Annotated in this window: 14 protein-coding genes; 12 read left to right on the top strand and 2 right to left on the bottom strand. The window is 61.3% G+C overall.

The features are described 5' to 3' along the window. The 5 genes from nuoJ (at window position 1) to nuoN (ending at window position 5790) form a co-directional block, all read left to right on the top strand. On the top strand, window positions 1-558 hold the full coding sequence (nuoJ, locus tag ACP3TA_RS22860) for an NADH-quinone oxidoreductase subunit J (protein WP_019453717.1): 558 nt from the start codon (window positions 1-3) through the stop codon (window positions 556-558). After that, window positions 555-857 (top strand): NADH-quinone oxidoreductase subunit NuoK, encoded by a 303-nt coding sequence (gene nuoK / locus ACP3TA_RS22855; RefSeq protein WP_004936014.1) that lies wholly within the window; start codon window positions 555-557, stop codon window positions 855-857. Before nuoJ ends, nuoK begins: the two co-directional genes overlap by 4 nt. Beyond that, entirely contained in the window at window positions 854-2701 is a 1848-nt protein-coding gene (nuoL, locus tag ACP3TA_RS22850) for an NADH-quinone oxidoreductase subunit L (RefSeq protein WP_206196220.1), read from the top strand. The genes nuoK and nuoL overlap by 4 nt, the downstream gene beginning before the upstream one ends. A gap of 95 nt (window positions 2702-2796) precedes the next feature. Continuing rightward, window positions 2797-4326, top strand: coding sequence for an NADH-quinone oxidoreductase subunit M (gene nuoM, locus ACP3TA_RS22845; protein ID WP_033643857.1), 1530 nt, complete (start codon window positions 2797-2799; stop codon window positions 4324-4326). A gap of 6 nt (window positions 4327-4332) precedes the next feature. Further along, complete coding sequence (gene nuoN, locus ACP3TA_RS22840; RefSeq protein ID WP_033635324.1) at window positions 4333-5790, top strand: NADH-quinone oxidoreductase subunit NuoN; 1458 nt, start codon at window positions 4333-4335, stop codon at window positions 5788-5790. A 59-nt stretch (window positions 5791-5849) separates the two neighbouring features. Here nuoN and ACP3TA_RS22835 read toward each other — a convergent pair whose 3' ends face one another. Further along, the gene (locus tag ACP3TA_RS22835; RefSeq protein ID WP_046687544.1) at window positions 5850-6725 is read right to left on the bottom strand and encodes a LysR family transcriptional regulator; all 876 of its coding nucleotides are present in this window, start codon (window positions 6723-6725) and stop codon (window positions 5850-5852) included. A 288-nt stretch (window positions 6726-7013) separates the two neighbouring features. Here ACP3TA_RS22835 and ACP3TA_RS22830 point away from each other — a divergent pair, with 288 nt between their 5' ends. Both ACP3TA_RS22830 and ACP3TA_RS22825 read left to right on the top strand, forming a co-directional pair. Then, on the top strand, window positions 7014-8249 hold the full coding sequence (locus ACP3TA_RS22830) for an MFS transporter (RefSeq protein ID WP_047574275.1): 1236 nt from the start codon (window positions 7014-7016) through the stop codon (window positions 8247-8249). A gap of 130 nt (window positions 8250-8379) precedes the next feature. Next, window positions 8380-8889 carry a DUF1097 domain-containing protein gene (locus ACP3TA_RS22825; RefSeq protein ID WP_033643854.1) on the top strand — a complete coding sequence of 170 codons (510 nt, stop codon included), beginning with the start codon at window positions 8380-8382 and terminating at the stop codon, window positions 8887-8889. On the opposite strand, the gene ACP3TA_RS22820 is transcribed toward ACP3TA_RS22825, so the two are convergent. Further along, window positions 8869-9852 carry a LacI family DNA-binding transcriptional regulator gene (locus ACP3TA_RS22820; RefSeq protein ID WP_206196219.1) on the bottom strand — a complete coding sequence of 328 codons (984 nt, stop codon included), beginning with the start codon at window positions 9850-9852 and terminating at the stop codon, window positions 8869-8871. The two genes, ACP3TA_RS22825 and ACP3TA_RS22820, sit on opposite strands and share 21 nt — an antisense overlap. Before the next feature lie 268 nt (window positions 9853-10120). Between ACP3TA_RS22820 and idnO the strand changes: the two genes are divergently transcribed. The 5 genes from idnO (at window position 10121) to menH (ending at window position 15157) form a co-directional block, all read left to right on the top strand. Further along, on the top strand, window positions 10121-10885 hold the full coding sequence (gene idnO / locus ACP3TA_RS22815) for a gluconate 5-dehydrogenase (protein ID WP_033643852.1): 765 nt from the start codon (window positions 10121-10123) through the stop codon (window positions 10883-10885). A gap of 23 nt (window positions 10886-10908) precedes the next feature. Continuing rightward, the gene (idnD, locus tag ACP3TA_RS22810) at window positions 10909-11940 is read left to right on the top strand and encodes an L-idonate 5-dehydrogenase (RefSeq protein WP_187307479.1); all 1032 of its coding nucleotides are present in this window, start codon (window positions 10909-10911) and stop codon (window positions 11938-11940) included. An 81-nt stretch (window positions 11941-12021) separates the two neighbouring features. Continuing rightward, window positions 12022-12333, top strand: coding sequence for a stress response protein ElaB (elaB, locus tag ACP3TA_RS22805; RefSeq protein WP_033643850.1), 312 nt, complete (start codon window positions 12022-12024; stop codon window positions 12331-12333). Window positions 12334-12713: 380 nt separating this feature from the next. Further along, window positions 12714-14390, top strand: a complete 1677-nt coding sequence (gene menD / locus ACP3TA_RS22800) for a 2-succinyl-5-enolpyruvyl-6-hydroxy-3-cyclohexene-1-carboxylic-acid synthase (protein ID WP_198811072.1) — start codon at window positions 12714-12716, stop codon at window positions 14388-14390. After that, window positions 14387-15157, top strand: a complete 771-nt coding sequence (gene menH, locus ACP3TA_RS22795) for a 2-succinyl-6-hydroxy-2,4-cyclohexadiene-1-carboxylate synthase (RefSeq protein ID WP_033643848.1) — start codon at window positions 14387-14389, stop codon at window positions 15155-15157. The genes menD and menH overlap by 4 nt, the downstream gene beginning before the upstream one ends. Window positions 15158-15160: the final 3 nt, after the last annotated feature.

Genomic DNA, 15160 nt, shown 5'->3' with positions numbered 1-15160 from the left:
ATGGAAATTGCATTTTATCTGGCAGGTTTGATTGCGGTGGCCGCGACGATTCGCGTGATCACCCATACCAACCCTGTGCATGCGCTGCTGTATCTGATCGTCTCGTTATTGGCGATCTCGGCAGTCTTCTTCTCTCTCGGCGCCTACTTTGCCGCCGCGTTGGAAATCATCGTTTATGCGGGCGCCATCATGGTGCTGTTCGTGTTCGTGGTGATGATGCTGAACCTCGGCAACGTGCAGCAGCAAGAGCGCGACTGGATGAAGCCGACGGTGTGGATCGGGCCTGGCCTGCTGTCGCTGGCGCTGCTGGTGGTATTGATCGTCGCGATCCGCAGCGTATCCGATCAGGGTATCAGCGGTGAGATGGTCGACGCGAAGGCGGTGGGCATCAGCCTGTTCGGGCCTTACGTATTGGCGGTTGAGCTGGCCTCAATGCTGCTGTTGGCGGGTTTGGTTGTCGCCTTCCATATCGGCCGCGAGCACAAGCCTGGCGAGGTGCTGAGCAACGCGCCGGCGAGTGGCGAAATGGCGAGAAGAAAATCGGAGGAGCAAGCATGATCCCTCTTCAACACGGCCTGATCCTGGCGGCTATCCTGTTTGTGCTCGGGCTGACCGGGCTGCTGGTGCGCCGCAACCTGCTGTTTATGCTGATCAGCCTGGAAGTGATGATCAATGCTGCGGCGTTGGCGTTTATCGTGGCGGGAAGCTACTGGGGCCAGGCGGACGGGCAGGTGATGTACATCCTGGCGATCAGCCTGGCGGCAGCCGAGGCCAGTATCGGCCTGGCGCTGCTGCTGCAGCTCTACCGTCGTCGTCATACCCTGAATATTGATACTGTCAGTGAGATGCGCGGATGAACCTATTATATTTAACAATTCTGCTACCGCTGATCGGGTTCCTGCTGTTGGCATTTTCCCGCGGTCGTTGGTCTGAGAACACGGCGGCCACCGTCGGCGTGGGCTCTATCGGCCTGGCTGCGCTGGTCACGGTGTATGTGGCGATGGATTTCCTCGCCCAGAAAGCCGCCGGCGTGCAGCTGTTCGAGCAAAGCCTGTGGACCTGGATGGCCGTCGGCAACTTCAATATCGGCGTGACCCTGGTGCTGGACGGCCTGTCGCTGACCATGCTGTCGGTGGTCACCGGCGTCGGCTTCTTCATCCACATGTTCGCTTCCTGGTACATGCGCGGTGAAGAGGGCTATTCGCGCTTCTTCGCTTACACCAACCTGTTTATCGCCAGCATGGTGGTATTGGTGCTGGCGGACAACCTGCTGTTGATGTACCTGGGTTGGGAAGGCGTGGGCCTGTGCAGCTACCTGTTGATCGGTTTCTACTACAAAGATCCGGCCAACGGCGCGGCGGCGATGAAAGCCTTTATCGTGACCCGCGTGGGCGACGTGTTCCTGGCGTTCGCGCTGTTCATCCTCTACAACGAGCTGGGCACGCTGAACATCCGCGAGCTGATGATCCTGGCGCCGCAGAAACTGGCGGTGGGCGACACGGCCATCACCTGGGCGACCCTGATGCTGCTGGGCGGCGCGGTCGGCAAATCGGCGCAGCTGCCGTTGCAAACCTGGTTGGCGGACGCGATGGCGGGCCCAACCCCGGTTTCCGCACTGATCCACGCGGCGACCATGGTGACCGCGGGCGTCTATCTGATCGCCCGCACGCACGGCCTGTTCCTGATGGCGCCGGAAGTGCTGCACCTGGTGGGCATCGTCGGTGCGGTCACTCTGCTGCTGGCCGGCTTCGCCGCGCTGGTGCAGACCGATATCAAGCGCGTGCTCGCTTACTCCACCATGAGCCAGATCGGTTACATGTTCCTGGCGCTGGGCGTGCAGGCATGGGACGCGGCGATCTTCCACCTGATGACCCACGCGTTCTTCAAGGCGCTGCTGTTCCTGTCGTCTGGTTCGGTGATCCTGGCTTGCCACCACGAGCAAAACATCTTCAAGATGGGCGGCCTGCGCAAGAGCATCCCGCTGGTGTACGTCTGTTTCCTGGTGGGTGGCGCTGCGCTGTCTGCGTTGCCGCTGGTCACGGCCGGCTTCTTCAGTAAGGACGAGATCCTGGCGGGCGCGATGGCCAACGGCCACATCAACCTGATGGTTGCGGGCCTGGTCGGTGCGTTCATGACCTCGCTGTACACCTTCCGTATGATTTTCATCGTGTTCCATGGCGAAGAGAAAATCAAAGCGCATGCCGGTAAAGGCATCACTCACCACCTGCCACTGCTGGTTCTGCTGGTGCTGTCCACCTTCGTCGGGGCGATGATCGTGCCGCCGTTGCAGGGCGTGCTGCCGGATACGACCGAATTGGCGCACGGCAGCGTGCTGACGCTTGAAATCACCTCCGGCGTGGTGGCTATCGTCGGCATTCTGCTGGCGGCCGCGCTGTGGCTGGGCAAACGCAGCCTGGTCAACAGCATCGCCAACAGCGCGCCGGGTCGTTTCTTCTCGACCTGGTGGTTCCATGCCTGGGGCTTCGACTGGCTGTATGACAAAGTGTTCGTCAAGCCGTACCTGGGCATTGCGAAGCTGCTGCAGCGCGATCCGCTGAACTCGCTGATGAACCTGCCGGCCGTCTTCTCCCGCTGGGGGAACCGCGGTCTGACGGTGAGCGAGAGCGGTCAGGTGCGTTGGTATATAGCGTCTATGGGTGTGGGTGCAGTGGTCGTATTGGCTCTGTTGATTTTGGTTTAATTGAATAATTTAAACAGACGCATTTTTCGGGCGTAGCGCCGGGCAGGCGCTACGTACAAAGTTTGAAATTATTCGTATAAGGGACACAAAACGCCATGCTATTACCTTGGCTAATTCTTATCCCCTTTATCGGCGGTCTGCTGTGCTGGCAGCTTGAGCGCTTCGGTACTAAGGTGCCGCGCTGGATAGCGCTGATCGCAATGGGGCTGACGTTGGCGCTCTCTCTGCAGCTGTGGATGCAGGGCGGCTATACATTGACCACGCCGAAAGGCATTCCGCAGTGGCAGAGCGAATTCCTGCTGCCGTGGATCCCGCGCTTCGGCATCTCCATCCACCTGGCGCTGGACGGTCTGTCGCTGCTGATGGTGGTGTTGACCGGTCTGCTGGGCGTGCTGGCGATCCTCTGTTCCTGGCGTGAAATCCAGAAGTATCAGGGCTTCTTCCACCTCAACCTGCTGTGGATCCTGGGCGGCGTTATCGGCGTGTTCCTCGCCATCGACATGTTCCTGTTCTTCTTCTTCTGGGAAATGATGTTGGTGCCGATGTACTTTCTGATCGCGCTGTGGGGCCACAAGGCATCGGACGGTAAAACCCGCATCACCGCGGCGACCAAGTTCTTCATCTACACCCAGGCCAGCGGTCTGGTGATGCTGATTGCGATCCTGGGCCTGGTGTTCGTGCACTACAACGCCACCGGCGTGTGGACCTTCGATTACGAAGACCTGCTGCAAACGCCGATGTCCCACAACGTGCAATATATGCTGATGCTGGGCTTCTTCATCGCCTTCGCGGTGAAAATGCCGGTGGTGCCGCTGCACGGCTGGTTGCCGGATGCGCACAGCCAGGCGCCAACCGCAGGTTCCGTCGACCTGGCGGGCATCTTGCTGAAAACCGCGGCCTACGGCCTGCTGCGTTTCAGCCTGCCGCTGTTCCCTGAGGCTTCGCACGAGTTCGCGCCAATCGCCATGTGGCTGGGCGTGATCGGCATCTTCTACGGCGCCTGGATGGCGTTCGCGCAGACCGACATCAAGCGCCTTATCGCTTACACCTCGGTATCGCACATGGGCTTCGTGCTGATCGCCATCTACACCGGCAGCCAACTGGCTTACCAGGGCGCGGTTATCCAGATGATCGCGCACGGCCTGTCCGCCGCCGGCATGTTTATCATCTGCGGCCAGCTGTATGAACGTCTGCATACGCGCGACATGCGTCAGATGGGCGGCCTGTGGGGGCGCATCAAGTTCATCCCTGCGCTGTCGCTGTTCTTCGCCGTGGCTACGCTGGGGATGCCGGGTACCGGTAACTTCGTCGGCGAATTCATGATTCTGTTCGGCAGCTACCAGGTGGTGCCGGTGATCACCGTGATCTCCACCTTCGGTCTGGTGTTCGCTTCGGTTTACTCGCTGATCATGATGCAGCGCGCTTACTACGGTGCGCCTAAATCCGACCAGCCGCTGCAGGGCATGACCGCGCGCGAACTGTTCATCATTCTGCTGCTGGTGGTGTTGCTGGTTCTGCTGGGGGTTTACCCGCAGCCGATTCTGGATACTTCCAACGCGGCGATGAGCAACGTGCAACACTGGTTTGGTTCGTCAGTTTCAGCAATTTCAACAACAAGGCCGTAATTCGCCATGACAATAACTCCTCAACAACTGATCGCACTGCTGCCGCTGTTGATCGTCGGATTGACGGTGGTGGTTGTGATGCTAGGCATTGCGTGGCGACGCGACCACTTTATCAACGCCACCCTGACCGTGATCGGTCTCAACCTGGCGCTGCTTTCGCTGTACTTTGTCGGCCAGGCAGGCCCAATGGACGTCACCCCGCTGCTGCGGGTTGACGGCTACTCGATGTTCTACACCGGGCTGGTGCTGCTGGCGAGTCTGGCGACCTGCACCTTCGCGTATCCGTGGCTGGTCGGCTATCCGGATAACCGCGAAGAGTTCTACCTGCTGGTGCTGATCGCCGCCATGGGCGGCATCCTGCTGGCGAGCGCCAACCATCTGGCTTCGCTGTTCATCGGTATCGAGCTGATCTCGCTGCCGCTGTTCGGCCTGGTGGGCTACGCCTACCGCCAGAAGCGCCCGCTGGAAGCCGCCATCAAGTACATGCTGCTGTCCGCCGCCGCGTCGTCGTTCCTGCTGTTCGGCATGGCGCTGCTGTACGCCGAATCCGGCGATCTGTCGCTGGCCGGCCTCGGCAAGAGCCTGCAGGAAAACATGATGCACCAGCCGCTGATCCTGGCCGGCATGGGCATGATGATCGTCGGTCTGGGCTTCAAGCTGTCGCTGGTGCCGTTCCAACTGTGGACGCCGGACGTTTATCAGGGCGCGCCTGCGCCGGTCTCGACCTTCCTGGCGACCGCCAGCAAGATCGCGATCTTTGCGGTCGTGATGCGTCTGTTCCTGTATGCCCCGGCCGCCGACAACGAAGCGCTGCGCATGGTGTTGTCGATCATCGCGTTCTGCTCCATCTTGTTCGGTAACCTGATGGCCATCAGCCAGACCAACATCAAGCGTCTGCTGGGCTACTCGTCGATCGCTCATCTGGGCTACCTGCTGGTGGCGCTGATTGCGGTGCAAACCCATCAACTGTCGCTGGAAACCGCCGGCGTTTATCTGGCCGGTTACCTGTTCAGCAGCCTGGGCGCCTTCGGCGTGGTCAGCCTGATGTCCAGCCCATACCGCGGCCCGGATGCGGATTCGCTGTTCTCTTACCGTGGTCTGTTCTGGCACAAGCCAATCTTGTCCGCGGTAATGACGGTGATGATGCTGTCGCTGGCCGGTATCCCGATGACGCTGGGCTTTATCGGTAAGTTCTTCGTGATCGCGATGGGCGTCAGCGCGCACCTGTGGTGGCTGACCGGCGCAGTCGTGGTAGGCAGCGCCATCGGCCTGTATTACTACCTGCGCGTGACCGTCAGTCTGTTCCTCAGCGCGCCGGAATCGCTGCAGCGCGACACCCCGAACAACTGGGCGTTGACTGCCGGTGGCGTCGTGGTGCTGATCTCAGCCGCGCTGGTGCTGCTGTTGGGGGTTTATCCTCAGCCGCTGATTTCGCTGGTGCAGATGGCTCAGCCGACGTTCTGATAACGCTTCAGACGGTAAAAAGGTCGCTTCGGCGGCCTTTTTTTATGGAGAAACGGCACTCAGCCGTAATGGGCGCTAAACGACGTTTCCAGCGCCTGCACCACCGCGCGCACGCGAGCGGCGCGTTGCAAATCGGGGTGCAGCACCAGCCAGATATCCACCCAGTCTTTGCTCTCGGGAAAGAGGCGCACCAGTTCCGGGTCGTGGTCGGCCAGGCACGACAAGAGCAGCCCGATGCCCAGCCCGCTGCGGGTGGCCGAACGTAACAACAGCTGCGAATTGCATTGCAGCACGGCGTTGGGCTCGAACAGGGTCTCGCCGCCGAAATTGCTCCAGTGGCGCGGCACCAGTTCGCGCGGGAACATCAGCAGATCGTGGCCGCGCAGCTGCTCGCCTTTGACCGGCATGCCGCGTTGCGCCAGATAGTGCGGGCTGGCGTACAGGCCCATTTCGATAGTGGCTAAGCGTTTGATGATCAGCTCATCGTCATCGGGGCGCGCGCCGCGGATCGCCAGATCCGCGCTGTGGTAAGCGATATCGGTGATGTTCAGCGCCGTCAACAGCGTGACGGTGATGGCCGGATAGCGTTGCCGCAGATCTTGCAGCGCCGGTATCACGAAGGCTTCGGCCAGGGTATCGGTGGTGGCGATGCGCACGTTGCCGCACAGACTTTCGTCGCCGCCGGCGGCTTTGCGAGCGATCGCCTGCACGGCATTTTCCATCTTCATCATGTCCGCCAGCATGGATTCGCCCAGCGGGCTGAGGGAGAAGGATTTTGGCGTGCGGATAAATAATTTCGAACCCAGCGAGTTTTCCAGGGCGGTGAGACGTCGGCCGACGGTCGCTTGATCAACCTGCAGCTGGTTGGCGGCTTTACGTAACGTGCCGCAGCGTGCGACGGCCAGAAAGAAGCGCGCGTCATCCCAATTCATCATGCCATTTCCTCTCTGCAGATTTGTCGGCGCCAGGGGAGCAGTGCGGGCCGGGCGAACGATACCGGTATCTATCATAAAGCGTTGTTCCGTCTGGAGGGAGAGAAAGACGGTCAACGGCACGCACATCGGCGGTTATTTCTCCGGTGATGCAAGAATGCATCAGGGTGATTCATTCTTGACGATACTTCGCCCGTCGCCGTAACGCTATGATAAGCGCCGTTCCCGGCAGACCGGGTGAGGAAAGACGACGATGGCAGGCCGCCGCCTGCCGACTTTGGGAGTGGAAGCATGTCAGAAAATACCGCCATCCAGGACGCGGCGCCAGCAAACGCACAGGCGTCGCGCACGGCCATTTTACTGTTCCTGGCGCTGGCTTTGATGTCGGCATTGCTGAACAGCAGCGCGCCGACGCCGCTTTATCCGCTGTATCAGCAGCAGCTTGCGCTAAGCTCGGTCAGTCTGACCGTCATCTACGGCGCCTATGCCGCCGGCGTGCTGATCTCTTTGTTCGGCGTCGGCAATCTGGCCGGCAAAGTAAAGGATTTACGCAGCATGATCGTGCCGGCGTTGCTGGTGGTGTTGAGCGGCGCGCTGCTGTTCGCGCTGGCTGATACCTTTGCCATGATGCTGATGGCGCGGCTGCTGGCCGGGGTAGGCACCGGGGCGCTGACCGGCGCGGCGAACATCGCGTTGGTGCGGTTTGGGCCGCGCGACGGCGGTAAAAGCGCGGCGTTAATCGCAACGCTGTCATTCACCACCGGATTAGCGCTGGGGCCGATCTTCAGCGGCATCGCTTTGCAGACCGGTTTTCATCCCACGACGCTGCCGTTCGTTTTCATCATGGCCATTGCCGCCATGGCGGCGTTGGGCGTCATGCTGCTGTGGCCGCGTGGCCAGGTTGCGTCGCCGGCCCGCGCTGCGCCGGCCGAACAGGAAAAAAGCACGCTGCTCGATGGCCTGCGCGCTACCGGCGGTAAATTCTTTGTGTGCGCCGGCGCGCTGTTTGTCTGTTGGGCGCTGGCCGCCAGTATTTTGGCAATCGGCCCCGGCGTGGCGGAAACGCTGTTAGGCATGCACCAGCGTGGCGTCTTTGGCTATGCGATTGCGGTGTATCTGCTGATCGCCGGCATCAGCCAGATCCTGAGCCGCCGCGTTAACGCCCGTCATTCGCTGTTGTTCGGTTGCCTGGCGCAGGTGCTGGCGGCAGTGGTGTTCGCCATGGCGATCCAGTGGCATTCTCTGGGGCTGGCAGCGATGGGGCTGGTGGTGGCCGGCTATGCATACGGCGCCATTTTCGTCGGCAGCGCGACCCTGGTGAACTTGATTTCGCCTCCGACCAGCCATGCGCGTTTGCTTTCTCTGTTTTACGTTATCGCTTATATCGCCAACTGGGTGCCTATCTTGCTGGGCGTGGTGGTCGATCGCGTCGATCTGCAGCAGGCGACCCATTTGCTGTTCTTGAGCAGCAGCGCAGTGTGCCTGTTGCTGGCATGGAAAACGTCCCGGGTGGGGTTCCCTTGCTAATTATTTTGTGATGAATATCTATTTTTTATAATTAATGATTCTTTAATTACATTTATGATGTGATTTGTATCGCATAAATTGGCCTGATTTCGGGTAAACTGCGCGCTTTCTTTTTGCTGCAGGTCACTTTATGAACGTTCTTTTCGCCATTGCCGTCACCACCGGGATCCTGTCCGGCGTTTGGGGATGGGTTGCCGTCAGTCTGGGCCTGATCGGTTGGGCCGGTTTTCTCGGCTGCACGGCCTATTTCGCCTGCCCGCAGGGCGGCCTGAAAGGGCTGTTGATCGGCGCGTTGACCTGCTGCAGCGGCGTTTTCTGGGCAATGGTCATCATCCACGGCAGCGAACTGGCGCCGCAATGGAATTTGCTGGGGTATCTGCTGACAGGCGCCGTGGCGTTCTTGATGTGCATACAGGCCAAACAGCAATGGCTGGGGTTCGTGCCCGGCACCTTTATCGGCGCCTGTGCGACCTTCGCCGGCGGCGGCGACTGGCCGCTGGTGACGCTCTCTTTGCTGGTGGGCCTGCTATTCGGCTATGCGATGAAAAACAGCGGGCTGTGGTGGGCGGCGCGCAGCGAAAAAGCCCGCGCCGCACAGCCGGTCAGCCGGCATGCCGGCTCAAACGGTGCCGCCGAGTGAGAGGCGGTAGTGCAGATCGAGACGCTCGGCGCAGGGCTCGCCCGCGATCCGCTGCAGCAACAGTTCACTGGCGGCCTTACCCATCTCAAAGCGCGGCGTGATCACGCTGGCGATGCCCGGCGTGGTCGCTTGGCCGATATCCAGACCGTGAAAACCCGATAGCGCAACCTCCTGCGGCACGCGCACGCCGAGACGCAGGCAGGCCTGCAACACGCCTACCGCCAAATCGTCGTTGGTGCACAGGATACCGTCCAACTGCGGGTAGCGTTCGCGCGCCATTGCCAGCATGTCGGCGCCGATCGAAACCGATGAGACCCGATGCGGCGTGATCTGGCGCGGCGTTTGCCCCTGAGCCGCCATGGCGCGGCAGTAACCCTGGTAACGTTTAATGTCGCGGGCGTCGGACATGGCGCCAAAGTAAACGATATGGCGTTTGCCGCTGTCCAGCAGCGCGGCGGTCATGTCATACCCCGCCTGTTCATTGTCAAATCCCACCGCGATCCGCCCCGGCGGCGCGTCGAGATCCATCACCTGCGCGATGGGAATTTTCGCGGCGGCGAGATAGGTCTCAGCGCGCAAGGTGTGCGCCGAATCGGTGAGGATTAGCCCGGCGATTGGATAAGCCAGCAGCTGTGCAATCTGCTCTTCTTCCCGCTGCGGGCTGTAATCGTAGTTCACCACCAGCGTTTGATAACCCCGCGCCTGGGTGACGGATTCGATGCCGGCCAGCAGATCGGCGAAAATCTGGTTATTGAAAGAGGGGATCAACACGCCGATGCGCGGTTTTCTGCCGGCCTGTGCGGTATCGGCGTCAGTGATGTTCAGCTCCCGCATGACCTGCGCAATGCGTTCAGCGGTGTCGGCCGCCACTTTGTCCGGCGTGCGCAGAAAACGGCTGACGGTCATTTTGGTCACGCCGGCCAATTGCGCGATGTCCTGTAGCGTTACGCGGGGGTGTTTCATTCGGTAGCCTTAACGGGCGGCGCGGCAAGGGTGGATAGCGGTATGTTAACAAATCGATTTGGTGATAACAACGCATGCGATTTTATTGAAAGTGGCTATTTTTCAATTGGATAGATTGGCTTTGTTCTCTTGCTGTCTGCGTGAGTTCACGTTAAGGGTAACAGGGTTTCGTAACATTATTTTCAGTGATTTCCATCACGTTTTTACCGGTAACAATCGGCTGAGATAGAGGCCTGTCCGATTGGAGGCCTGAAGGCCGGGAATTACCATGAACAACCTGTTTTCTCTGGATAACAAAACCGTCTTGATCACCGGCGCCTCGCGCGGCATCGGTTTTCTGCTGGCGCGTGGCCTGGCGCAGCAAGGCGCGCATATTCTGGTCAATGCCACCACCGAAGAACATGCCCGGCACGCCGCCGATCGCCTGCGCGAAGAGGGGCTGCGCGCCGACGCGGCGGCGTTCGACGTCACCGACTCTCAGGCGGTGCATGCCGCCATCGGCCGTATCGAAACGGACATCGGCGCGATAGACGTGTTGATCAACAACGCCGGCATCCAGCGCCGTCATCCCTTCACCGAGTTCCCGGAGCAAGACTGGGACGACATCATCGCCGTCAACCAGAAGGCGGTCTTCATCGTGTCGCAGACCGTGGCCCGTTACATGGTGCCGCGCCGGCGCGGCAAGATAGTCAATATCGGCTCGATGCAAAGCGAGCTGGGGCGGGACACCATCACCCCTTACGCGGCGTCCAAAGGGGCGGTGAAAATGCTGACGCGCGGCATGTGCGTGGAGTTGGCGCGTTACAACATTCAGGTCAACGGCATTGCCCCCGGCTATTTCAAAACCGAGATGACGCAGGCGTTGGCCGACGACCCGGCCTTTACCGCCTGGCTGACCCAGCGCACGCCCGCCGCGCGTTGGGGGGATCCGCAGGAGCTGATCGGCGCGGCGGTGTTCCTGGCCGCTGACGCTTCCAGCTTCGTCAACGGGCAGCTGCTGTTTGTCGATGGCGGCATGTCCGCCGCGGTGTAATCCCTCTTTCGTGGAGTGTTGAGATGAAAATTCAAACCCAGTCCTGCATGGTCAACGGCAAACGAGACGTGGCGGTGATCGCGCAAGAAGTGAATTATCAGGGGCAGGGCACGCTGGTGAAAATCCGCCGCGGCGGCATCTGCGGCTCGGATCTGCATTACTTCCAGGAAGGGAAGGTCGGCAATTTTCAGGTACGCCAGCCGATGGTGCTGGGCCACGAGGCGATCGGCGAGGTGGTCGCCAGCGATTCACCGCAGCTGGCGATCGGGCAGAAGGTGGCGCTCAATCCCAGCAAACCCTGCGGGCGGTGCAAATATTGTCTGGCGCAGCAAAGCAATCAGTGCGTTGACATGCGCTTTTTCGGCAGCGCGATGTATTTCCCGCACGTCGACGGCGCTTTCACCCAATACAAGGTGGTGGATAGCGTGCAGTGCATTCCTTACGCCGCCGATCGCGACGACAGGGTGATGGTATTCGCCGAACCGCTGGCGGTGGCGATCCACGCGGCGAAACAGCCCGGCGCGGTGAAGGGTAAAACGGTTTTCGTGTCCGGCGTCGGCCCGATCGGCTGTTTGCTGGTGGCGGCGCTGAAAGCGCTGGGCGCCGCCGAGATCGTCTGCGCCGATCTCAGCCCGCGCTGTCTGGCGCTCGCCGGCCAGATGGGGGCGGATCGCTGTCTGCATGCCGCAGACGACGATTTCAGCGTATATCAGCAACACAAAGGCTATTTCGACATTGCTTTCGAGGCAGCAGGGCATCCGACGTCGCTGCAGCGCTGCCTGGAAGTCACGCGCGCCAAGGGCACCGTCGTGCAGGTCGGGATGGGCGGCAGCTTCCCTGATTTCCCGCTGATGCTGTTGATCGCCAAGGAGTTGAATCTGCTCGGCTCCTTCCGCTTCGTGGAGGAATTCGCGCTGGCGGTGGCCTGGCTGGCCGGTGATGTGGTCGATCCGCTGCCGCTGCTGTCGGCGGAGTTCGCCGGGGACCAACTGGCGCAGGCGCTGGAGTTTGCCGGCGACAAGCGCCAGGCCGCCAAGGTGCAATTAGTGTTTTAGGGTAAAAGTCCGATGGCCGCAGGTGACGATCGTTGTCTATAGTGTAGGAACGCTTAATTTTTCAACCACGGAGATCTCACGATGGCAAGACATACGGATGCTGAGCAAACTACGCTGGATGACGATCTGAGAATGCTGACCGAAACGCTGGAAGAAGTGTTGCAATACAGCGGCGATCGCGCGGATCAGGCCTACATCGACATCAAGTCGCACGCCGAGCAGGCGCTGAGTGAGGTCAAGGCGCGCTGGGTGAACACCGGCGAATCCTACTATGCCCGCGCCAAAGAAGCGGTGCACCGCACCGACGACTATGTGCGGGATAAACCCTGGCACAGCGTGGGCATCGGCGCCACCGTCGGGCTGGTGCTGGGGCTGCTGCTGGCCCGCAAATAAATCACGCCCCAGGGGCGGCGCAAGCCGCCTCGTTCTTTTCTGCAGACTGTGTGCTTCATCCCGCTGTTTCTCCGATAGTTCTTCCATATCCCGCCTATACTTTCCGCTAGCCGCCGCAGGCGGGGCGCTATTCCCCTGTTTTTTGTGCGGACGAATTGAGGCCATGTCGCCGCAGGTGTAAAGTGTTTGTGTATTTATTGTTTGTTTTTTGTTCTAAATCAAATAATTATCTGGTGTAAACACCCAGGGATATACGGCGTTTTTGCGCTGGCGCAAAAGCCGTGAAAATAACACCTCATATAATACAGAGCGTAACTACAGGCGCGGCGTCCGTCGGCTGCGCCGGGGACGATCTCTGCTAACTGACTTGTGAGCGAACTATGTCGACAAGTGTTTTTAATCGCCGGTGGGCGGCTGTGCTGCTCGAGGCGCTGGCCCGCCATGGGGTGCGGCATGTTTGTATCGCTCCGGGATCGCGCTCCACGCCGTTGACGCTGGCCGCTGCGGCCAACCGATCTTTTATCTGTCATACCCACTTTGATGAACGCGGGCTTGGCCATTTGGCGCTTGGGCTGGCGAAGGCGGCGCGTGAGCCGGTAGCGGTGATTGTCACGTCCGGTACCGCGGCGGCGAACCTTTACCCGGCTTTAATCGAGGCCGGCCTGACCGGTGAGCGGCTGGTGTTTCTCACCGCCGATCGGCCGCCGGAACTGATCGACTGCGGCGCCAATCAGGCGATCCGTCAAAACGGCCTCTACAGCAGCCACCCGACGTTGGCGATCGATCTGCCGCGTCCTACGCCGGATATTCCGGCCGCGTGGCTGGCCTCCAGCGTCGACAGCGCGATGGCGCGCCTGCAGCACGGCGCGTTGCATATTAACTGCCCGTTCGCCGAACCGCTGTACGGCGGCGATGAACGTCAGTATGCCGATTGGTCCGCCGCGCTGGGCGACTGGTGGCAGAGCGATCGGCCTTGGCTGCAGGAAAGCGAGACGCGTGCGGCGCCGTCGCCGCAGCCGGACTGGTTCTTCTGGCGGCAAAAACGCGGCGTGGTGCTGGCTGGCCGCATGAGCGCGGAAGAGGGCGCACAGGTGGCCGACTGGGCCGAGACGCTGGGCTGGCCGCTGATCGGCGATGTGCTGTCGCAGACCGGGCAACCGCTGCCCTGCGCCGATTTATGGCTCGCTCATCCGCAGGCGCAGCGCGTGTTGCAAGACGCGCAGCTGGTGGTGCAGTTCGGCGGCAGTCTGACCGGTAAACGCTTGCTGCAGTGGCAGGCGCAGTGTCGGCCGGAAGAGTATTGGGTCATCGACGAGCTGCCGGGGCGGCTCGATCCAGCCCAGCACCGGGGGCGGCGTCTGCGTGCCGGGGTGGCGCAGTGGTTGGCGCAGCATCCGGCGCAACCGCGCGCGCCGTGGGCCGCCGGGCTGGCGGCCTTGGCGGATAAGGCGCTGACGGCGGCGTCCACGCATCTGCACGATAACTTTGGCGAAGCGCAGCTGGCGCACCGCCTGCCGGAACTGCTGCCGGAGAACGGCCAGCTGTTTCTCGGCAACAGCCTGGTGGTGCGACTGATCGACGCGTTAACGACGCTGCCTGTCGCTTACCCGGTATTCAGCAACCGCGGCGCCAGCGGCATCGACGGTCTGATTTCCACCGCCGCCGGCGTACAGCGCGCCACCGCCAGGCCGATGTTGGCGGTGGTGGGCGACCTTTCCGCGTTGTATGACCTCAATGCGCTGGCGTTGTTGCGCCACTGTTCGGCGCCGACGGTGCTGATCGTCGTCAATAACAACGGCGGCCAAATTTTCTCGCTGTTGCCGACGCCGGACGAGGAGCGCCAACGCTTTTACTGCATGCCGCAGAACGTCGAGTTCAGCCACGCGGCGGCGATGTTCCAGCTTGGCTACGCGCGGCCGGAAAACTGGCGCCAACTGCAACAGGCGGTTGAGCAAGGCTGGCGGCGCGGCGGCGCCACGCTGATAGAACTGCAGGTGTCGCCGAGCGCAGGGGCCGAAAGCCTGCAATACCTGGTGCAACAGATGGCGGTGCAATGATGCTGGCGACGCGAATTTTGCAACAGGGCGAAGCGGGGCGTCCGTGGCTGGTATGGCTGCACGGCCTGCTCGGCAACAACAATGAATGGCGGGTGATCGCCGCGCGTTGCCCGGAATGGCCGTCGCTGGCCATCGATCTGCCCGGCCACGGCGATTCCGTGGCGGTGAGCTGCCGCGGCTTCGACGACATCAGCGCGCAAATCGCCGCGACCCTGCAACTGCGCAATATTGAACGTTATTGGTTGGTGGGCTACTCGCTCGGCGGGCGCATCGCCATGTATCACGCTTGCCACGGCCGCCATGACGGCCTGCAAGGCGTGATCGTCGAGGGCGGCAACCCGGGGCTTGAGGACGAACAACAGCGCCGCGATCGTTGCGAGCAGGATGCGCGATGGGCGGCGCGTTTTCGCAGTGAGCCGATTGCCGAAGTCCTGGCGGACTGGTATCAGCAGCCGGTGTTCAAAGAGCTTAGCCATGTGCACCGCCAGGCGCTGATCGCCGCGCGTTCGGTCAACAGCGGCCCGGCGATTGCCGACATGCTCGAAGCCACCTCGCTCGGGAGACAGCCTTATCTGGCGCCGCAGCTGCGCCAACTGACCGTGCCGCTGCGGGTGCTGTGCGGTGAGAACGACCCCAAATTTCAACGGCTGGCGCGCGACGCCGGGTTGCCGTTGCGCATCGTGCCGCAGGCCGGCCACAACGCGCATCTGGCCAATCCGCAGGATTTCGTCGCCGAGCTGCAGACCTTTCTCGTTAACCCTGGTTAAAGG

It is taken from the genome of Serratia sp. 2C06 (assembly GCF_050037615.1).
Lineage (GTDB): Bacteria > Pseudomonadota > Gammaproteobacteria > Enterobacterales > Enterobacteriaceae > Serratia > Serratia ureilytica.
The sequence above is the reverse complement of the archived record's forward strand: the minus strand, read 5'-3'. Positions and strand labels throughout refer to the sequence as shown.